This is a genomic window from Solwaraspora sp. WMMB762 (genome assembly GCF_049179115.1).
Lineage (GTDB): Bacteria > Actinomycetota > Actinomycetes > Mycobacteriales > Micromonosporaceae > Micromonospora_E.
Window position 1 is genome coordinate 2,271,249 of the sequence record NZ_JBMHMD010000001.1, and the last position, 20,009, is coordinate 2,291,257.

The following is a 20,009-nucleotide window of genomic DNA, read 5'->3' on the forward strand; positions in this document are numbered from 1 at the left end:
TGCGCCGGGGACGCCGGTCCCCGGCGCACGGTCCGCTCCGGGAGGTTCCATGGCTAAGCCGCTCACCCGCCCCCACCCCCGTACCCGCGCCGGCGCAGGCGCAGGCGCCCGGAAAGCGGACTACGGATACGTAGCCTTCCTGCTCCCCGGGATCGTGCTGTTCCTCGCCGTGATCGTCGTGCCACTGCTGATGAACATCGGGATCAGCTTCACCCGGTGGTCCGGCGTCGGGACGCCGGAGTGGATCGGGTTCGACAACTACGACCGGTTGCTGCACGACACCAACTTCTGGATCTCGTTTCGCAACATCGGCTTCATCATCCTCGCGATGGCGGTGCTGCCGACGCTGCTCGGCCTGTTTCTCGCCGCGGTCCTGTTCGACTACGTGGCCAAGCGGATCGGCCCGCGTACGGCGAGCGTGTTCCGGTCCGGGCTGTACCTGCCGCAGGTGCTGCCGGTCGCGGTGACCGGCATCGTCTGGGGCTGGATCCTGCATCCCAGTTACGGTGCGCTGAACTCGATCCTGGACCGCGTCGGTCTGGGTGCCCTCGCCCAGAACTGGCTCGGTGACCCGGCGTACGCCCTGCTCAGCGTCATGGCGGTGATGGTCTGGTTCCAGCTCGGCTATCCGGTCGTGATGTTCATGGCAGGTCTGCAACGGGTCGATCCGGAGCTCTACGAGGCGGCCGACCTCGATGGCGCCGGCTGGTTCCAGCGGTTCACCCGCATCGCGGTGCACCAGATCAGGCCGGAGATCTACGTCGTACTGGTCACCACGACCATCGCCGCGCTGAAGATCTTCGGGCAGATCTTCGTGCTGACCCGGGGCGGCCCGGGCAACGCCACCCTGGTGCCGTCGTACTTCGCCTACCAGAACTTCTTCGAAAAGGCCGACGCCGGATACGGCTCGGCGATCGCCACCGTACTGACCGCCATCATCGTCGTGCTGACCTACCTGTTCCTGCGGATCCAGACCCGCGACGAGCGCCTGGAAGGGAGCTGAGATGGTCGCCGCCACAACTGCCCGGCGCGGCCGGCCCGGCCGGCTGACCGCCTCGACCGTCCTGATCGGCCTGACCGTACTCACCCTGCTGGTGCTGGCACCGTTCCTGGTCGTGGCGCTCAACGCGGTGAAGGCGCCGGCCGAGTACGCCGCCAACGGTCCGCTCTCCCTGCCCGGCGAGCTCTACCTGCGCGGTATCGTCGACTTCTGGTTCCGGGTCGACTTCGGCGAGAAGCTGTGGAACAGCTTCCTGATCAGCGCCACGGTCGCCGTCGGCGCGGTGGTGATCTCGGTGCTCAACGCGTACGCGATCGGCATCGGTCGGATGCGCGGACGACTCGCCTTCCTGATGTTCTTCCTACTGGCCAACCTGCTGCCGCAGGAGGCGCTGGTCTACCCACTCTACTATCTGTCCAAACAGGTCGGACTCTACAACAGCCGGATCGCCGTCATCATCATCTTCACCGCGATCCAAGCGGCGTTCGGCACCTACCTGCTCTCCTCGGTGTTCCGCGACTTCCCGCGACAGTTGCTGGAGGCCGCCGCGATGGACGGGGCGGGCAAGTGGCGGGTGCTGTGGAAAGTAGTCGTTCCGACCAGCTGGCCGACCCTGTCGGTGCTGTTCACCTTCTTCTTCATCTGGACCTGGAACGAGTTCTTCCTGCCGCTGATCTTCCTGATCTCCAACGACAAACAGACGGTGCCGGTGGCGCTCGGCGTACTGCAGGGAGACCGGATGATGGACGCCACCACCACCAGCGCGTCGGCGCTGCTCGGCATCGTGCCGGCGGTGCTGTTCTTCCTCATCTTCCAGCGCACCCTGACCCGGGGTGTACTGGCCGGCGCGGTCAAGTAGGACCTGACCCGAGAGAGAGTTCGATGAAATTCAGCAACGGATACTGGCGGATGCGTGACGGCGTACGGCCGCTCTATCCCGCGCAGGTGCACGACGTCGAGGTCGAGCCGGCGGCGTTGACCGTGTACGCCCCGACCCGGCGGATCACCGGTCGCGGCGACACCCTCAACCAGCCGCTGCTCACCGTCCGCTGCACCTCCCCCGCCCCAGACGTGATATCCGTCCAGGTGGGGCACTTCCTCGGCCGACGGCCCCGGCATCCGGACTTCGCCCTGGCCACCGAGCCGGACACCGACGTCCAGGTGACCGACGGCGCCGAGCACGCCAGCATCACCTCGGGTGAGCTGACCGCCCGGTTCGCCCGTGGCGACGGCTGGCAGCTGGAGTTCGTGGCCGCCGACCGGGTGCTCACCGGCAGCGGCTACAAGAGCATGGCCGCGCTGGACACCGACGACGGGTCGTACGTGCGGGAACAGCTCAGCCTCGGCGTCGGCGAGACGGTGTACGGACTCGGCGAGCGGTTCGGCCCGCTGGTCCGCAACGGCCAGGTGGTCGACATCTGGCAGGAGGACGGCGGCACCAGCAGCGAGCAGGCGTACAAGAACGTCCCGTTCTATCTCACCACCGGCGGGTACGGGGTGTTCGTCAACCACCCCGGGCTGGTCTCGTTCGAGGTCGGTTCCGAGGTGGTCTCCCGGGTGTCGTTCAGCGTCGCCGGGCAGAGCCTGGAGTACCTGGTCGTCTACGGCCCGACGCCGCACGAGATCCTGCGCAAGTACACTGCCCTGACCGGCCGCCCGGCCCTGCCGCCGGCCTGGTCGTTCGGGCTGTGGCTGAGCACCTCGTTCACCACCTCGTACGACGAGCAGACGGTGAGTTCGTTCATCGACACCATGGCGGAGCTGGAGTTGCCACTGTCGGTGTTCCACTTCGACTGTTTCTGGATGCGCGAGTTCCACTGGTCGAACTTCGAATGGGATCCGCGGGTCTTTCCCGAACCCGAGCTGATGCTGGAGCGGCTGCGCAAGCGGGACCTGAAGGTCTGCGTCTGGATCAACCCGTACATCGCGCAGCGGTCGGCGCTGTTCTCCGAGGGGGCGGCGCGGGGCTACCTGGTCCGGACCGCCGACGGCGACGTCTGGCAGTGCGACCTCTGGCAGGCCGGGATGGGTCTGGTCGACTTCACCAACCCGGACGCCCGACGCTGGTACGCCGACAAGTTGCGGGCGTTGCTGGACATGGGCGTCGACGCGTTCAAGACCGATTTCGGGGAGCGGATCCCGACCGACGTCATCTGGCACGACGGCGCCGACCCGGAACGGATGCACAACTACTACACGCACCTGTACAACCAGACGGTGTTCGACCTGCTCCGGGAGCACCGCGGCGAGGGCGAGGCGGTGCTGTTCGCCCGGTCGGCGACCGCCGGCGGGCAGCAGTTCCCGGTGCACTGGGGCGGTGACTGCGAGTCCACCTTCGAGTCGATGGCGGAGAGCCTGCGCGGCGGGCTGTCGCTGGCGATGTCCGGGTTCGGCTTCTGGAGCCACGACATCGGCGGTTTCGAGGGCCGGCCGGCACCGGAGGTGTTCAAGCGCTGGATTCCGTTCGGGCTGCTCTCCTCACACAGCCGGTTGCACGGCAGCCAGACCTACCGGGTGCCGTGGACGTTCGACGAGGAGGCGGTCGACGTGCTGCGGATCTTCACCCGGCTCAAGGCGCGGCTGATGCCGTACCTGTTCGGTCAGGCGGTGCTGGCCCACCGGGATGGGATTCCGGTGATGCGCCCGCTGGTCGCCGACTTCCCGGACGACCCGGCGGTGACCCACCTGGAGCGGCAGTACCTGCTCGGGGACAGCCTGCTGGTGGCGCCGGTGTTCCGGGCCGACGGGCAGGTGGACTTCTACCTGCCGGCCGGCACCTGGACCCACCTGCAGACCGGCGAGGAGTTCACCGGCCCGGGCTGGGTGCGCCGGACGGTCGGGTTCGACCAGGTGCCGGTGCTGGTGCGTCCCGGCACGGTGCTGCCGCTCGGGGCGAACGCGGACCGACCGGACTACTCGTACGCCGACGGGGTGACCCTGGCGGTGTACCAGCTCGCCGACGGGCAGCAGGTGCAGGTGTCGGTGCCGGCGCTGGACGGGTCCGAGGCCGCCAGGTTCGTGGTCGCCCGGCACGGCACGGCGGTCACCGCGGACCGGGTCGCCGGGCCGGCCCTGCCGTGGCGGGTGCAGCTGGTCGGCCACGGCGAGGTCCGAGAGGTGGCCGCCGACATCAGCCGGTGGCAGGGGGAGCTGACGGACCGGTAGCCGGGTTGGCTGCCCGGCTGCCCGCCGGGTTGGCCGCCCGGTCGGTTGCCGCCCCGGCGGTGAGGGCGGCGGCGACCGAGGCGGCCAGCCGGGCGACGTAGCCGCGCGGCAGCGGGGTACGGGCCACCGCGAGCCGCCAGTAGAGCGGGCCGACCATCAGGTCGACGACGAAGTCGGGATCGGTGTCGGCGGGCAGTTCGCCCCGCCGCACCGCCCGGTTCGTCACCAGGGTGCCGATCCCCCGCTGGTTGTCCCGCAGGGCTGCCTGCAGGGTCTGCGCTATCGCCGGGTTGCGGGCCGCCTCGGCGAGCAGGTCCGGCACGATCTGCCCGGCCAACGGATGACGCAACGCCCGGGCCGCGATGGTCAGCACCAGCTCTAGGTCACCGCGCAAGGTGCCGGTGTCCGGCACGGCGGTCACCCCGAGGGCGACCTCGGAGACGATCCCGATGACCATCTCCAGTTTCGAACCCCACCGCCGGTAGACGGCGGTCTTGCCGACCCCGGCCCGGCGGGCCACCGCTTCGATCGACATCCTGCCGTAGCCGACTGCGGCCAGTTCCTGCAACGCGGCAGCCCGGATCGCCTGCGTCACATCCTCCCGCAGCACCGCCGCGCCCGCCGGCGGTCGCTTCCCGTCGCCCTGCATTCGAGCCAGTGTAACCGCACGACGATACGGTTGCGTATCGTCGTTGCCTCCCCTACCGTTTCCGTCAGGACGCGACGGTATCGTTCCGTGCCATCGGACATGAAAATGAGGAGCCGGGCATGAACCGGCTTCACCGGTCCGGCACCACCCGTGCCAGCGGGTCGCGCGGCACCGTCGTCGCGGCGTCCGGGACGAGAGGTACCCGTCGGAGAGGGGCGCGGGTGTGCACGAGCGGCAGCGTTGGCTGATGGAAGGACAGATCGGATGCGGCAGCCAACCAGTGGCACGACCGTGACGCTGGAACCGGACAGCGGGCCCACCCTCGCCGAGCTGGCCCGACAACACGGCCTGGCGGTGAGCGGTGCCCGCCCGTCGCTGGGCGCCTACGTCAAGCAGTTGTGGTCGCGGCGGCACTTCATCTGGGCGTACTCCAACGCCCGGCTGATCGCCATGTACACCAACGCCCGGCTGGGCCAGATCTGGCAGGTGATCACCCCGCTGGCCAACGCCGGGGTGTACTTCCTGGTCTTCGGGCTGCTGCTGGGCACCGACCGCGGCATCGACAACTACATCGCGTACCTCTGCACCGGGATCTTCATCTTCACCTTCACCCAGCAGGCGGTGACCACCTCGGCCCGGTCGATCGGCGACAACATGAACCTGATCCGGGCGGTGCACTTCCCCCGGGCCAGCCTGCCGTTGACCTCGGTGCTGGTGCAGTTGCAGCAACTCGCCCCGTCGATGACCGTGCTGGCGGTCATCATGCTGGCCACCGGTGAGGGGATCGACTTCAGCTGGCTGCTGCTGATCCCGGCGCTGCTGCTGCAGACGCTGTTCAGCGGCGGGCTGGCCATGATGGTGGCCCGCTGGGCGGCGCGCACCAGTGACCTCTCCCAACTGCTGCCGTTCGTGATGCGGACCTGGCTGTACTCGTCCGGCGTGTTCTACAGCATCGACCGGTTCACCGGCGACCTGCCCGGCTGGGTGGTCACCGTGCTGCAGTTCAACCCGATGGCGGTCTACATCGACCTGGTCCGCTACGCGTTGATGGACTCGATGGGCAGCCCGCCCGGGTACCTGTGGCCGGCGGCCGGCGGTTGGGCCGTGCTGATGGGTGTGGTGGGCTTCATCTACTTCTGGCGTGCCGAGGAGGAGTACGGCCGTGGCTGACCTGCTGGACGCACCGGCTTCCGGGGCCGACACCCGGGTGCCCACCGTGATCGTCGACAACCTGCACGTCGTCTACCGGATCAACACCGGCGGCGGCGGGCGCAACAGCCCGGTCGCGGCGCTGCGGCGGATCGCGACCCGCAAGCAAGCCCCGACGGTACGCGAGGTGCACGCCATTCGCGGCGTCAGCTTCGTGGCGCACCGTGGCGAGGCGATCGGGCTGATCGGCAGCAACGGCTCCGGCAAGTCGACCCTGCTGCGTGCGGTGGCCGGCCTGCTGCCGCCGCGCCGGGGCAAGGTCTACACCCAGGGTCAGCCGTCCCTGCTCGGGGTGAACGCCGCCCTGATGAACGACCTGACCGGCGAGCGTAACGTCGTGCTCGGTTGCCTGGCGATGGGAATGAGCCCGGCGGAGGTGCGGGCGAAGTACGACGGGATCGTACAGTTCTCCGGCATCAACGAGCGGGACGATTTCACGTCGCTGCCGATGCGGACCTACTCGTCGGGTATGGCGGCCCGACTGCGGTTCTCGATCGCTGCGGCGAAGAGCCACGATGTGCTGATGATCGACGAGGCGCTGGCCACCGGCGACGCCGCGTTCCAGCGGCGCAGCGAGGAACGGGTCCGTGAACTGCGGGCCGAGGCCGGGACCGTCTTCCTGGTCAGTCACAGCAACAAGTCGATTCTGGACACCTGTGAGCGCAGTATCTGGCTGGAGTCCGGCGTGATCCGCATGGACGGGCCGAGCACCGAGGTGGTCAAGGCCTACCAGGAGTACGCCAACCGCAGGTGACCCGAGCCGGGTGTCCGGGGGCGGCGTACCCGCCGCCCCCGGACACCCGTGCGGGTGGTGGTTTCAGCCTCAGCCGAGACCGTTGCGGATCGCGGTGACCAGTTCACCGTTGCCGGTGTCGCCGGACAACTCCCAGAAGAACGCCCCGCCGAGGCCCTGGCCCCTGGCGTAGTTCATCTTGCCGCCGATGGTCGCCGGGGTGTCGTAGCTCCACCAGTTGTTGCCGCACTTGGCGTACGCGGTGCCGCCGACGGTGCCGGTCGCCGGGCAGGTGTTCTTCAGCACCTTGTAGTCCTCGATGCCCTGCTCGTAGGTGCCCGGTGCCGGACCGGTGGCGGTGCCACCTGGAGCGCTCTGGCTGACGCCGGTCCAGCCCCGACCGTAGAAGCCGATGCCGAGCAGCAGCTTGTTCGCCGGGATGCCCTTGCTCTTCAGCTTCTGGATCGCCGCGTCCGACCAGAAGCCCTGCTGCGGGATTCCCGGGTACGAGGTCAGTGGCGAGTGTGGGGCGGTCGGTCCCTGCGCGTTGAAGGCACCGAAGTAGTCGTACGTCATCGGCATGATCCAGTTCAGGTCGCCGACCGCTCCGGCGTAGTCGGCCGCGTCGATCTTGCCGCCGTTGCTGCCGTCCGCGGTGATCGCCGCGGTCACCAGCGCGCTCGACCCGAACCGGTCACGCAGTGCCGAGATCAGGTTCCGGAACGCCGCAGGACCGCTGGAGTCGCAGGTCAGGCCACAGGCGTTGGGGTACTCCCAGTCGATGTCGATACCGTCGAACACATCCGCCCAGCGTGGGTCCTCGACCAGGTTGTAGCAGGACTCGGCGAACGCGGCCGGGTTCTGCGCGGCCTGGGTGAAGCCGCCGGACCAGGTCCAGCCGCCGAACGACCAGATCACCTTCAGGTGCGGGTACATCGCCTTGAGCTTGCGCAGCTGGTTGAAGTTGCCCCGCAACGGCTGGTCCCAGGTGTCGGCGACCCCGTCGACGCTGTCCGCGGCGGTGTACGCCTTCTCGTAATCGGCGTAGCTGTCCCCGATGGCGCAGCGCCCACCGGCGGTGTTGCCGAAGGCGTACATGATGTGGGTCATCTTCGACGCCGACCCGCTCGTGTGGATGTTGCGCACGTGGTAGTTGCGGGCGTAGACCCCCCACTGGGTGAAGTAGCCGACCACCTTCTGCCCACCGGGCGGCGGTGGCGGAGTCGTCGGCGGTGGCGTGGTGGGCGGCGCCGTCGTCGGGGGTGGCGCGGTGGTCGGTGCCGGGCCACCGGCACAGGAGACCCCGTTGATGGTGCAGTTCTGCGGTGCCCGGAATGCGCCGGTGCCGATGTAGCCCCAGCTGAACGCGGCTCCCGGCGCGAGGCCACCGGCCCAGCTCTTCTTCACCGCGGTGTACCGGTTGCCGCTGCGCGTCACGTCGGCGTCCCAGAAGCTGCTGATGGTGGTGCCGGCCGGCAGGTCGAACTCGATCCGCCAGGTGCCGACGGTGGCGTCGGAGCCGTTGGCGACCGTCACCCGGACCTCGTGCCCGGTACCCCAGTCGGAGCTGGCGACGAAGCTGGCGGAGATGGTGCCGGCGCCGAACGCCGCGGTGACCGGCACCGCCGCCGCGGCCGTCACCACGGCCAGCGCCCCGGCCCAGACGGCGCGGCGCAGTGATCTTCTCATCAGGCGTCTCCCCATTTAGTTAGGAAACTTTCCATAAAGTGCCTGAGACGCTACTCACACATCGACCAGTTCGTCAAGATGTCGATATCTCGATGGCTGCGCGACCCCGGCCAGGCGTCGTCCGGCAGCACCGGGGAACCGCGCGGACGAAGCCGGGCTCAGATCCGGCGTCGGCCGGAGAACCCACACTCCAGGCGGTGGTACCAGCGGATCTCGCCGTCGCCTTCCAGCCAGCACCACAGGACCGGACGGTCGTCCAGCTCGCCCGGGAAATCGAGCAGCACCGGGGCGACGCCCTTGACCTGGATCTCCTGCTCGTTCAGCTCGTCGAGAATCCCGTAGATCCGCGCTTCCAGCCCTTTCACCTCGGCCAGACCGCCGTGCGGGCTGTCCGATCCGGCCGCCAGATCCGCCCGCAACTCAGCCAGGTCCGCGCGGAGTAGGACCAACTCGTCGATCCGTGGACGGAGGGTTGCCATCAGGTGGCGGGCCTGGGCGAGGGTGAACACGTTCGCCAGTATGGTCCATCACCACCCGTCGTGGGTCGACCGGTCGCCGGAGGACTGCGGCCGACCGTCACGCGAGGCCGCTGGACTGCGGCCGACCACCCGGCGCGGCCGCTGACCCGGACGGCTGCCCCGGGCCGCCGCCGGTCGCCGTGCGCCGGCGGCGGCACTGGGCGCGTCGGCGGAACGCGCCCGTCAGCCGGCCGCAGGGGGGCAGCCAGGGCCGGCTGTCGACGTCGCCGCAGGGGAAGTCACGATACGACGCCGGTACGGCGGTCGCCCAGTGCCGGCGGACCTCGTTCCCGTCGAGCCACCTACGACCACCTATGTCGCAAACGGTAGCCACACCGACACGTTCGGCGGAAGAGGGTGAGCGTGAATGAATACCTCAGCCGTGCTGCGCGGCCAGCTCCCGGGCGCGGTCGCGGGCCGCTTCCAGGGCAGCGAGCAGCGCCGCCCGGACCCCGTGGTTCTCCAGCTCGCGGATGGCCGAGATGGTGGTGCCGGCCGGCGAGGTGACGGCCTCACGCAGCTTGACTGGATGCTCGCCGGAGTCCCGCAGCATCACCGCCGAACCGATCGCCGTCTGCACGATCAGGTCGTGCGCCACCTGGCGGGGCAGCCCGAGCAGGATTCCGGCGTCGATCATCGCCTCGACCAGCAGGTAGAAGTAGGCCGGGCCGGAGCCGGACAACGCGGTGACCGCGTCCTGCTGGGTCTCCGGCACCCGGATCGTGACACCGAGCGGCTGGAACATCTCCTCGGCGAGGGCCAGATGCTCGGCGGTGGCGTGCCGGCCGGCGGAGATGGCGGTCATCGCCTGATCCACCAGCGCCGGGGTGTTGGTCATCACCCGTACCACCGGTGTGCCGTCCGGTAGGCGGCGGGCGAAGAACTCCGTCGGCAGTCCCGCGCAGAGCGAGACGACCAGCTTGTCCGCCGGCACCTTGGGGCCGATCTGGTCCAGCAGGGTGGCGGCGTCCTGCGGCTTGACCGCCACGGCCAGCACCTCCGCCTCGGCCACCGCGGTGTGGTTGTCCACCACCGACACGCCGTAGCGCACCGCGATGTCCTCGGCCCGCTCCCGCCGCCGGGTCGTCGCCAGCAGTTGATCGGCCGGCCAGCCGGCCCGCAACAGGCCGGAGAGGACCAGCTCGCCGATCTTGCCGGCGCCGATCACGGCCACCTTGTGCGCGCCGGGAGGCATCCGTACGTCATCCTCTCTCGAACCAAACCACACCGAACCGAACCGGGACCGGTGCCCGACCGGACCCGGACCGCGCCGGACCGGACCGTGACGGACCGGGCGGAGCGGCGCCCTGGCGGGAGCCGCTCATCCCGGCCCGGAACCGGTCGTCAGCTGCCGAAGAAGACCTCGGCCTCGGTGTAGCGCTCCAGCGGGACGGTCTTGAGCTCCCGGGTCGCCTCGGCCAGCGGCACCCGGACGATGTCGGTGCCCCGGATACCGACCATCTTGCCCCAGTCGCCGTCGTTGGCGGCGTCGATCGCGTGCAGGCCGAGCCGGGTGGCGAGCACCCGGTCGAAGGCGGTGGGGGTGCCGCCGCGCTGGATGTGACCCAGCACGACGGTCCGGGCCTCCTTGCCCGTCTTGGCCTCCAGCTGCTCGGCGAGCCACTGGCCGATGCCGCCGAGCCGGACGTGGCCGAAGGAGTCGAGCTCCTTGTTCTGCAGGACCATCTGGCCCTCCATCGGGTGGGCCCCCTCGGCGACCACCACGATCGGGGCGTACTGCTTCTGGAACCGCTTCTCGACGTAGGTGGCGACCTGCTCGACGTCGAACTCGCGCTCCGGCAGCAGGATCACGTTCGCCCCACCGGCGAGGCCGGCGTGCAGCGCGATCCAGCCGGCGTGCCGGCCCATCACCTCGACCACCAGGGTGCGGTGGTGGCTCTCGGCGGTGGTGTGCAGCCGGTCGATGGCCTCCATCGCGATGTTGACCGCGGTGTCGAAGCCGAAGGTGTAGTCGGTGGCGCCGAGGTCGTTGTCGATCGTCTTCGGCACGCCGACCACCTGCACGCCGAGTTCGTGCAGCTTGGTGGCGACGCCGAGAGTGTCCTCGCCGCCGATCGCGACCAGGGCGTCCACGCCCTGGGACGCCAGGTTCTCCTTGATCCGCTCGACCCCGCCGTCGATCTTGAACGGGTTGGTCCGGGACGAACCGAGGATGGTGCCGCCGCGGGGCAGGATGCCCCGTACCTCGTCGATACCGAGAGGCCGGCTCAGCCCCTCCAGCGGTCCGCGCCAGCCGTCGCGGAATCCGATGAACTCGTGACCGTAGCTGGCGACGCCCTTGCGCACCACCGCCCTGATCACTGCGTTCAGGCCGGGGCAGTCGCCGCCGCCGGTGAGCACGCCGATACGCATGATCCGCTCATCCTCCAGGAAACTGTGCGGTAGACCCACTCGAGCCCCAGGAACGAAGTCCGGTCAGACCGTCGGCATCGTTGCCGGCCCGGGGCGGGCCGTCAGTGCGCACTTTATCGGCCCGACCGGCGACCGGGCGAGCAGACCCCGAGGATCACCGGACCGTCGCTGGCCCGGTCACCGCCGGTAGGCCCGGCTGATCACCTGCCAGCGGGCAAGGTTGTGACGTGCGTCGACGAGCGCGTCGTGCCGGTCGGCGGCCGACGCCGGCAGATCCGGCCGACCGGCGTCGTCCCACCGCTGCCGCAGGTCCTTGGTGAACCGGGGAATCTCCCGGGGCAGGGCCGGCATGGCCCCCCACAACTGGGCCAGCGCCACATGGTCGTACGCGGCGTACCAGGCCCACAGCTCCAACTCGGTGGCCGAACCGTCGCGCAGCGGCGCGACCAGGAACGCGTACAGCTCGTCGCGGATCCGCGCCCGGGGCCGCCAGGCCGGATCGGCCGGTGACGGCAGCTTGTCGAGCACGTGGCGACGCACCCACGGCACCGCCCGGGCACCGTCGAACTCCGTGGAGACCGCGTAGAACTCCCGGCCGTGCTCGTCGACGACACCGATCGAAACCAGGTCGACGAGGCGCCCGTCCTCGATGAACTCGCAGTCGTAGAAGTAGCGGTAGATCATTACCGCCATCCTCGCCGATACCGGAGATAGACCCCCATCGGGGTACCGGCCGGAGCGTCGCCGTCGACCGGCTCGCTCCGACCGGTACCGCATCCCCACGGCCGGATCCGCCGGGCCCCGTGTCGGCCCCCACCCGCCGGTGGATCTGGCCGCTAGCCTGCCGGTTTGTCGGGCACAGGACTGTCACAGAAATGATTGTGGGGGTGTACACCACGCGACACGGCAGCCATGATCTGATGTTGACACCGTTCTCCGAACGGTATCTATTTCATGTTCGCCTGGGTCGGGTGATGCACCCCGGACGGGCACGATGGTGCCCCCGGTGGGATGGTGCCCTTGGTGGGGAGGGGTTGGACCGTGGAGATGCGCCTGCCGGAGCCGGGTGACGCGCTCACCGGCGTGGACATGTTCGCCGGGCTCGAACCCGAGGTCCGGCAACGGGTCATCGCTGCCGCCGTGCCCCGCACCTACCGCAGGGGTCAGTTGCTCTTCGTCGAGAACGACCCGGGCGAGTCGCTCATCGTGCTCAAAAGGGGCGCCGTCGCGGTCTTCCGCACCGCGCCGACCGGCGAACGGGCGGTGTTGTCCGTCGTCCGCCCGCCCGACGTGCTGGGCGAGGTGTCGCTGCTGGACGCGTCGACCCGGTCGGCGTCCGCGGAGGCCATCGAGGACTGCACCGCGCTGGCGCTGTCCCGGGGCGCGTTCATGGATCTGGTGCACTCCAACCCGCGCATTCTCGACGCGGTGATGCGCTCACTCGGTGCGCTGATCCGCCGGCTCACCGAGCAGAACGCCGATCACGTCTTCCTCGATCTGCCCGGTCGGGTGGCCAAGACGCTGGTCCGGCTGGCCGGGGAGAGCCAGGCCCCGATGATCACCATCGAGCTGAACCAGAGCCAGCTGGCGGAGATGGCCGGTGGCTCCCGGCAGAGCGTCAACCAGGCGATCGGATCGTTCAGCAACCGGGGTTGGCTGCGTACCGAAGGTCGGCGGATCGTGGTGACCGACGTGGCCGCGCTGCGCCGCCGGGCCGGAATGGCCGACCGATGAGGTCGATACCGGCGGTACGCGCGTGGCGCGCGTACCGCCGGGCCTGACGTCTGCCGCAGTCAGGGCTGGGTGCTGGTCGGGCCGATCCAGTTGGTGCCGACCTTCTCCCCTGTCGGGCCGATCCACTCCTCGGCCACGACCCCCTCCTCCTGCAACTTCGCCAGCGTGCCGGCGTCGAGATCGATCATCTCCCCCGCGCCGTGGCTGACCCCGGACGAGTCCGTCCAGTCCTTCTCCAACTTGGCGTACACCATGTCAGGACTCCCCTGCTCGGTCTGATCTGGCCAGATGAATGTATCCCGGTACCACCGGTAGATGGACTGTCCATTAGCCAACAGCCCGGTTATGGACAGTTGACCGCACCGGCAATACTCGGGCTGACGCACCCGCCGTGACCTGCGAGTCCGGCCACCCCGGCAGGTCGGGTCCGGCACCGCCACGCCCGGCCGGGCATAGCCGCTGGCCAGGGCAGGTGGCCAGATGCGACAGTAGGCTCCCGACTCGACGTTCCCGCGAGGAGGCTGGCATCGCTGCCCCGTGCGAAAAGTGTGGCCGGACCGCGGCCGACGACGACCGCTACTGCGGCGGCTGCGGTACGGCGCTCATCCCTGTCTGCGCGCACTGCGACCGCCCGCTGGCGGCCGACGCGAGCTTCTGCACCTCCTGCGGCCAGCCGCAGGGTGGCCGACGGCCGACCGAGCCGAGTCAGGAGGACCGACGTCGGGTCAGCGTCCTGTTCATCGACCTGATCAACTTCACGCCGTACGTGGAACGGGTCGATCCCGAGCAGGTCCGGCGGATGCAGACGAACTTCTTCTCCATCGCGCGCCGGGTCGTCGGCCAGTACGGCGGGGTGGTGGAGAAGTACATCGGCGACGCGGTGATGGCGTTGTTCGGTGCGCCGGTGGCCACCGAGAACGACGCCCTGCGCTGCGTCCGGGCCGGGCTCGACCTGCGCCGCGCCCTGACCGAGTTCACCGCGACAGCCGGCGAGGGACTCCGGTTCCGCATCGGCGTGGCCACCGGCGAGGCGCTGGTCGACACCGGCGCGGCCCGCGACGGCGGCCAGGCGTTCCTGGCCGGCGACGTGGTCAACACCGCGTCCCGGATGCAGGCGGTGGCACCGGCCGACGGGTTGCTGGTGTGCGGCGTCACGCACGGGCTGACCAAGGAGGCGATCCGCTACGACCCGCAGCCGGCGGTGACGCTGCGCGGCCGGTCGTCGCCGACCGAGGTGTGGCTGGCACTGGCCCCGTTGCGTCCGGTGCCGGCCGACCGGCAGACCGACGCGACCCCGCTGATCGACCGCGAACACGAGCTGGGGCTGCTGGTCAACGCGCTGTACCGGTCGATCCGCGACCAGCGCCCCCAGGTGCTCACCGTGCTCGGCCAGGCCGGCATCGGCAAGAGCCGGCTGGTCCGAGAGCTGCTGCGGCACACCGAACGGCTGGTCGACCAGCCGGTCACCTGGCGGATCGGACGTTGCCCGCCGTTCGGGGAGAACGTCACGTTCGCCGCGCTCGCCGACATCGTCAAGGCCGAGGCCGGCATCCTCGACACCGACCTGGCCACCGTCGCCGAGCAGAAGTTGGCCGCCGGGGTCCAGGCCCTGGTCGGGCCGGAGGCGGACCGGCTGGTCGACGCGTTGCGCCCACTGGTCGGGCTGCCGCACCGCAACCTGCCGGCCGAGGAGACCGAGTCGGCGTGGCGGCGGTTCCTGCTCGCCCTGGCCGCCCGGCAGCCGACCGTGCTGGTCTTCGAGGACCTGCACTGGGCCGACGAGGCGATGCTGCGCTTCGTCGAGCTGCTCGGCGCCTCCGCCCGCCAGGTGCCACTGCTGCTGCTGTGCACCGCCCGACCCGAGCTGATCAGCCGTGAGCCGGCCTGGGCGGGCACCACCCCGGGCGCGCTGACCGTCACCCTGCCGCCGCTGCGCGACACCGGGGTGGCCGCGCTGTACGCGCACATGTTCGGCGCGGCGCCGTTCTCGGCCGACCTGCTCGGCCCGTTGATCGAGGTGGCCGACGGCAACCCGCTCTATGCCCACGAGTACGTGCGGATGCTGATGGAGCAGGGGGCGTTGCGGCGCAGCGGCCGTGGTTGGGCGTTGACCCGCAGCGGCCAACTGCCGATCCCGGACAGTGTGCACGGGGTGATCGCCAACCGGATGGATCTGCTGGACGCCACCGACCGGGCAGTGCTGCTCGCCGCAGCCGTGGTCGGCGTGCAGTTCTGGCCCGGCGCGGTCGCCGCTGCCCTCGGCCAGCCGGTGGAGCTGGTCGACCGGGCGCTGCGCCGGTTGGAGCAGCGCGACTTCGTCCACGAACAGCCGGATTCGGCGATGGCGCAGCAACCCGAATTCCGGTTCCGCCACGTGCTGGTCCGCGACGTCTGCTACCAGCGGTTGCCCCGTAACGAACGGGTCGCCCGGCACGCCCGGACCGCCGACTGGCTGGACACCCTCGCCGGCGACCGGGACACCGACCTGGCCGAGGTGCTGGCCCACCACCGGTGGGCGGCGCACGAGATCGCGCACACGCTGGGTCTGGAGACCCACGGGTACGCCGATGCTGCCCGCGACGCCCTGCACCGTGCGGCCCGCCGGGCGTACGCCCTGCACGCGCTGGACGTGGCGAGCGGGCACGTGGAACGCGCGCTGCGCCTGGTGACCGTCGCCGGCACCGACGGGCTGGGTGAGCGGTTGCAGCTCGAACTGCTCGGTGCCGAGCTCGCGTTCCTGCGCGACGGCCCGGGCTTCCTCGCCGACGGCGGCACCGACCGGCTGAGGGCGCTCGCCGACCAGCTGGCCGAGGTCAACGACCAGGGGTGCGCGGCCCGGGCCTGGACCCTGCTCGGGCGGGCCGCCTGGCTGCGGACCGACCGGGACGAGGCGCTGCGCTGCCTGGACCGGGCGGTGGAACTGTTCGACGCGCTGCCGGACACCGACCAGAAGGCCGACGCGTACGCCGAACTGGGGCGGCTGCACATGCTCAACCTGGAACGGGATCCGGCGGTCGCGGCGGCCGGGGCGGCGGCCGAGATCGCCGACCGGCTGGGGCTGGCCGAGGCGCTGGCCAACGCCCGGATCACCGTCGCCATGGCCCGGTACCAGGCCGGTGACCGGTCCGGGCTGGACGAGCTGCGGGCGGCCACCGCGATGTGTCGCGAACACCAGTTGCTCGCGCTGCCCCGGGCGCTGCAGAACCTGTCGTACGCGTTGTGCGAGGAGGGCGACTGGTCCGGCGCCCAGGAGCTGATGTCCGGTGCCGCGTCCGGCTCCGGGCTGAGCACCGGATACTCCGGCGAAGCCATGCGTGCCTACTTCGCCGGGGACTTCGCCGCCTTCCTCGCCGCGGCCGACGCCTTCGTCGCAACGCCCAGTGGGCGGTGGGACATCCAGGTACGGGGCCTACGGGCGTGTCTGCGGGTGCTGCGCGGCGATCCGGTGCCGATGGCCGACCAGAGCGGGGTCGACGACGTCGCCGACGCGGTGCGCGCGGCCCGGGACAGCGGCTTCCGCCGGCCGTACTGGAACAGCCTCGGGTTGGGCGCGTTGTGCCGCGCGCTGCAGGGGCGGGGTGCGGAGGCCGCGGCGCTGCTCGACGAGCTGGACCGGTCCTGGTCGAAGGTGCCCGCGCTGGCCAGCGGCGAGTGGATCGCGGCTGCCGCGTTCGCCGCCGCGATCGCCGGGCGTGGCCCAGCGGTGCAGGTACGGGCGATGCTCGACCGGGTGCAACATCGGACCCCGTGGGCCGAGGCCGCGCTGCGGACGGTGACCGGGGCGGTGGCGGCGGCCGATGGAGAAGACCGCCAAGCAGGTGAGCTGTATGCCGCTGCGGCGGCCGGTTTCGCCGACATCGACGCGACCACCGATCGGATGATCGCGTTGGCGCTGGCCGTCGCGGCGTGGCGGCGTGGCGGCGACCGCGACGCCGACGCGGCGGCGCTGGCCGAGGTGCGAAGCTTCGCGCTACGCAACAAGGCACCCGGGTTGCTGCACCTCGGCGACCAGGGTACAGGCGGCTACCGCTGGTCTCCGACGCTGGCGTCGTGACCACCGGCGGTGGGATCGACGGGCACGGCACCGCACAACGCACTCCCACAACCACCTACCGGCGTGTCACGATTCAAGGGCACGGCACGCCCCCGGCCGGGGGCCCGCCGGCGGACAGGACGCGACGGCGGCCGGTGAGGAGTTGATTCGGTGTCTGCGGGTGGCGCGCGTCGGGGGCGGCGGGACAACGGCCTCGACGCATCCGAGTACGCCGTGGCCGGCGACGTCGACCCACGGGTCGGCGAACACCTGCTCGACGTGCTCGCCGCCGGTGGGATCGCGGCATACCTGCAGCCGTCGTCGGACGTCAATCCGGTCACCCGCACGACCACCGTGCCGGCCCGGCCGGTGGACCGGCTCTTCGTCGATCGGGCGCACCTGGACACCGCCCGGGGCTACCTGGTGCAGCTGGCCGAGGACGGTCCGGTCGCACCGGGCAGCCGCCCCGGTACCCCGGCCACCGGGTCCGGGCAGATCGCGTCGCCGGCGTCGGACCCGACTGCTCCGGCCGGCGCGGGGCAGCCGGCCGGTCGGGACGCAGATGTCGACGCCGTCTGGGCCGGCATCATCGCCAACTATCACGCGCCGGCTCCGGCGGACCCCACCGCCGCGCCCTGGCCGGCCGCCGAGAACCTGCCGCCGGTCGAGAACCTGCCGGTCGAGGGCCGGTCGACCAGGCGGGATCCGCTTGCCTCCGGTCCGCGCCGGGACGGGACCGGAGGCGAGGGCGACGGCCGTGAGCCGGCCGGCCGGGACGCCACCGAGCGGGACGCCACCGAGCGGGACGCCACCGAGCGAGGCCCGGCCGATCGGGCCGGCGCAAACCGGGACAGCGCCAGCCGGGACAGCGCCAGCCGGGACAGCGCCAGCCGGGACAGCGACGACGCTCACGGCCGCGCCGAGCCGGAAAGCACGGCCACCGGCACGCCGGACCCGTTGCCGTGGGCGGTCGGCTACACCAACATCTCCGTCGGACGGCGGGACGACGAACCGTCCCTGCTGGACGGACTGGACACCTTCGGAGCCCGGCTGCCGGACGAGCCGGAGGAGGGTTACACGCCTCCCCTGCCGCCCCCGTTGCCCCGGTTGTCGTCGGCTGCGGTCCTCGGAGTACTGGCGATCATCGCCGGCTTCATCCTCTTCGTCTTCCCGACGGTGCTTCCGGTGGATCGTGGACTGGCCATCCTGCTCGGTTTCGCTGGCGTGGTCGGTGGGTTTGTCACGTTGATCTGGCGGCTGCGGCCGGATCACGACGAGGATGACGATCTGGACGACGGCGCGGTCGTCTGAAACTGACCAACGGATGGCGAAAATCCGGATTCATTGACGGCTGTGGTCACTCTGTAACACTCGCGTAACTTGGTCTCAGTAGGAATAATTCTCGTAGCCGATCCCCCACGAGTTCGTGATCACTCGCCATGCGCGGCAACCGCCGCAGCGAAACGAGGTCCCCTCATGCGTCAGAGTTCTCTCGTCGTGGTGGCGAACCGGCTGCCGGTGGATGACAGCGTCGCGCGCGACGGCGCGTGCGAATGGCGTCGCAGCCCCGGTGGTCTGGTCAGCGCCCTGCACCCGATCCTGCAGCACACCCCGGCCACCTGGGTCGGCTGGGCCGGTGGCACCGGCCCGGCACCGAGCCTGCCCGACATCGACGGCGTACGGATGCACACCGTCGCTCTGTCCCAGGAGGACATCAGAGACCACTACGAGGGATTCGCCAACGCCACGCTCTGGCCGCTGTACCACGACTCGGTGGAGCAGCCCGCGTACCACCGCAGGTGGTGGGAGGCGTACCAGCGGGTGAACCAGCGCTTCGCCGAGGCGGCGGCCGCCGCCGCCGAGCCGGGCGCGCTGGTCTGGGTGCAGGACTACCACCTGCAGTTGGTGCCCGGGATGCTCCGGGCGCTGCGGCCCGACCTGCTGATCGGGTTCTTCCTGCACGTTCCGTTCCCGCCGCCGGAGCTGTTCATGCAGCTGCCGCGCCGGGCCGAGCTGATGCTCGGCATGCTCGGCGCCGACCTGGTGGGGTTCCAACGCGCCCAGGCCGCGCACAACTTCGCCCAGCTGGCGACGAAAGTGCTCAAGGTGCCGGCCACCGACCGGCGAATCGCCATCGACGACCGGGTGGTGCGCATCGGCGCCTTCCCGGTGTCGATCAACATGTCCGAGATGGAGTCCCTCGCCGGCCGGCCGGATGTGCTGGAACGGGCCCGTCAGCTGCGGTCCGACCTCGGGGACCCGCAGCACGTCATCCTCAGTGTGGACCGGATGGACTACACCAAGGGCATCGAGCAACGACTCAAGGCGTACAGCGAACTGATCGCCGACGGGCACATCAAGGTCCGCGACACGGTGATGGTTCAGGTCGCGGTGCCCAGTCGGGAACGGGTCGAGCAGTACCGCATCCTGCGCGACCGGGTGGAACGCGAGGTCGGACGGATCAACGGCGAGTTCGGCCGGGTCGGCGAACCGGCGATCCACTACCTCAACCAGTCGTTCAGCCGGGCCGACCTGGCGGCGCTGTACCGGGTCGCCGACATCATGGCGGTCACCCCGCTGCGGGACGGGATGAACCTGGTCGCCAAGGAGTACGTCGCCGCCCGGGTCGACGACGACGGTGCGCTGCTGCTCAGCGAGTTCGCCGGTGCCGCCGCCGAGTTCCAGCAGGCGTACCTGGTCAACCCGCACGATCTCGACGGACTCAAATTGACGCTGATGCACGCGCTGGAGGCGTCACCGACCGACGTGGCGGACCGGATGCGCTCCATGCGCGAGCATCTGCGCACCCACGACATCCGAGCCTGGGTGCACGGCTACCTCACCGCGCTGGACCGCACCGGTTCCCTGGCCGCCCGGCTCACCGCCTGATCCCACCGGCCGATCGC

15 protein-coding genes and 1 pseudogene are annotated in these 20,009 nt (G+C 70.4%); 9 read left to right on the top strand and 7 right to left on the bottom strand.

What is annotated here, in order from left to right; genetic code table 11:
* The first annotated feature begins 49 nt into the window (after positions 1–49).
* From ACN27J_RS09975 to yicI, 3 genes are read left to right on the top strand one after another with little or no spacing between them, the layout of a single operon-like run.
* Positions 50–1,003 carry a carbohydrate ABC transporter permease gene (locus ACN27J_RS09975; protein ID WP_421365381.1) on the top strand — a complete coding sequence of 318 codons (954 nt, stop codon included), beginning with the start codon at positions 50–52 and terminating at the stop codon, positions 1,001–1,003.
* A gap of 1 nt (position 1,004) precedes the next feature.
* Positions 1,005–1,859 carry a carbohydrate ABC transporter permease gene (locus ACN27J_RS09980; RefSeq protein WP_278170317.1) on the top strand — a complete coding sequence of 285 codons (855 nt, stop codon included), beginning with the start codon at positions 1,005–1,007 and terminating at the stop codon, positions 1,857–1,859.
* A gap of 23 nt (positions 1,860–1,882) precedes the next feature.
* On the top strand, positions 1,883–4,165 hold the full coding sequence (gene yicI, locus ACN27J_RS09985; RefSeq protein WP_421365383.1) for an alpha-xylosidase: 2,283 nt from the start codon (positions 1,883–1,885) through the stop codon (positions 4,163–4,165).
* Here the strand turns inward: yicI and ACN27J_RS09990 are convergent.
* Positions 4,131–4,814: a TetR/AcrR family transcriptional regulator gene (locus ACN27J_RS09990; RefSeq protein WP_421365386.1), complete on the bottom strand. Its 684-nt coding sequence runs from the start codon at positions 4,812–4,814 to the stop codon at positions 4,131–4,133. The two genes, yicI and ACN27J_RS09990, sit on opposite strands and share 35 nt — an antisense overlap.
* Before the next feature lie 264 nt (positions 4,815–5,078).
* On the opposite strand from ACN27J_RS09990, the gene ACN27J_RS09995 reads away from it, so the two are divergent.
* Both ACN27J_RS09995 and ACN27J_RS10000 read left to right on the top strand, forming a co-directional pair.
* Positions 5,079–5,984: an ABC transporter permease gene (locus ACN27J_RS09995; RefSeq protein ID WP_278170320.1), complete on the top strand. Its 906-nt coding sequence runs from the start codon at positions 5,079–5,081 to the stop codon at positions 5,982–5,984.
* Complete coding sequence (locus tag ACN27J_RS10000; protein WP_421365388.1) at positions 5,977–6,777, top strand: ABC transporter ATP-binding protein; 801 nt, start codon at positions 5,977–5,979, stop codon at positions 6,775–6,777. Before ACN27J_RS09995 ends, ACN27J_RS10000 begins: the two co-directional genes overlap by 8 nt.
* Positions 6,778–6,846: 69 nt before the next feature.
* On the opposite strand, the gene ACN27J_RS10005 is transcribed toward ACN27J_RS10000, so the two are convergent.
* From ACN27J_RS10005 to ACN27J_RS10025, 5 genes are all read right to left on the bottom strand, one after another.
* On the bottom strand, positions 6,847–8,445 hold the full coding sequence (locus ACN27J_RS10005; protein WP_421365390.1) for a glycosyl hydrolase family 18 protein: 1,599 nt from the start codon (positions 8,443–8,445) through the stop codon (positions 6,847–6,849).
* 158 nt (positions 8,446–8,603) lie between these two features.
* Positions 8,604–8,954 (bottom strand): DUF2203 domain-containing protein, encoded by a 351-nt coding sequence (locus tag ACN27J_RS10010; protein WP_123602715.1) that lies wholly within the window; start codon positions 8,952–8,954, stop codon positions 8,604–8,606.
* Between the two features lie 385 nt (positions 8,955–9,339).
* The gene (proC, locus tag ACN27J_RS10015; RefSeq protein WP_278170324.1) at positions 9,340–10,158 is read right to left on the bottom strand and encodes a pyrroline-5-carboxylate reductase; all 819 of its coding nucleotides are present in this window, start codon (positions 10,156–10,158) and stop codon (positions 9,340–9,342) included.
* 149 nt (positions 10,159–10,307) lie between these two features.
* On the bottom strand, positions 10,308–11,336 hold the full coding sequence (locus ACN27J_RS10020; protein ID WP_278170326.1) for a 6-phosphofructokinase: 1,029 nt from the start codon (positions 11,334–11,336) through the stop codon (positions 10,308–10,310).
* Positions 11,337–11,513: 177 nt separating this feature from the next.
* Positions 11,514–12,020 (bottom strand): polyadenylate-specific 3'-exoribonuclease AS, encoded by a 507-nt coding sequence (locus tag ACN27J_RS10025; RefSeq protein ID WP_421365393.1) that lies wholly within the window; start codon positions 12,018–12,020, stop codon positions 11,514–11,516.
* A gap of 357 nt (positions 12,021–12,377) precedes the next feature.
* Between ACN27J_RS10025 and ACN27J_RS10030 the strand changes: the two genes are divergently transcribed.
* A complete protein-coding gene (locus ACN27J_RS10030) occupies positions 12,378–13,070 on the top strand; it encodes a Crp/Fnr family transcriptional regulator (RefSeq protein ID WP_123602718.1) in 693 nt (230 codons plus the stop codon).
* Positions 13,071–13,129: 59 nt separating this feature from the next.
* Here ACN27J_RS10030 and ACN27J_RS10035 read toward each other — a convergent pair whose 3' ends face one another.
* Positions 13,130–13,324: a hypothetical protein gene (locus ACN27J_RS10035; protein WP_421365395.1), complete on the bottom strand. Its 195-nt coding sequence runs from the start codon at positions 13,322–13,324 to the stop codon at positions 13,130–13,132.
* Positions 13,325–13,542: 218 nt separating this feature from the next.
* Here ACN27J_RS10035 and ACN27J_RS10040 point away from each other — a divergent pair, with 218 nt between their 5' ends.
* The 3 genes and pseudogenes from ACN27J_RS10040 (at position 13,543) to ACN27J_RS10050 (ending at position 19,992) form a co-directional block, all read left to right on the top strand.
* Positions 13,543–17,124 (top strand): ATP-binding protein, encoded by a 3,582-nt coding sequence (locus tag ACN27J_RS10040; RefSeq protein WP_421365397.1) that lies wholly within the window; start codon positions 13,543–13,545, stop codon positions 17,122–17,124.
* A gap of 150 nt (positions 17,125–17,274) precedes the next feature.
* Positions 17,275–17,760 (top strand): annotated as a pseudogene (locus tag ACN27J_RS10045) (hypothetical protein); the annotation flags it as partial.
* Positions 17,761–18,579: 819 nt separating this feature from the next.
* Entirely contained in the window at positions 18,580–19,992 is a 1,413-nt protein-coding gene (locus ACN27J_RS10050; RefSeq protein WP_278170335.1) for an alpha,alpha-trehalose-phosphate synthase (UDP-forming), read from the top strand.
* Positions 19,993–20,009: the final 17 nt, after the last annotated feature.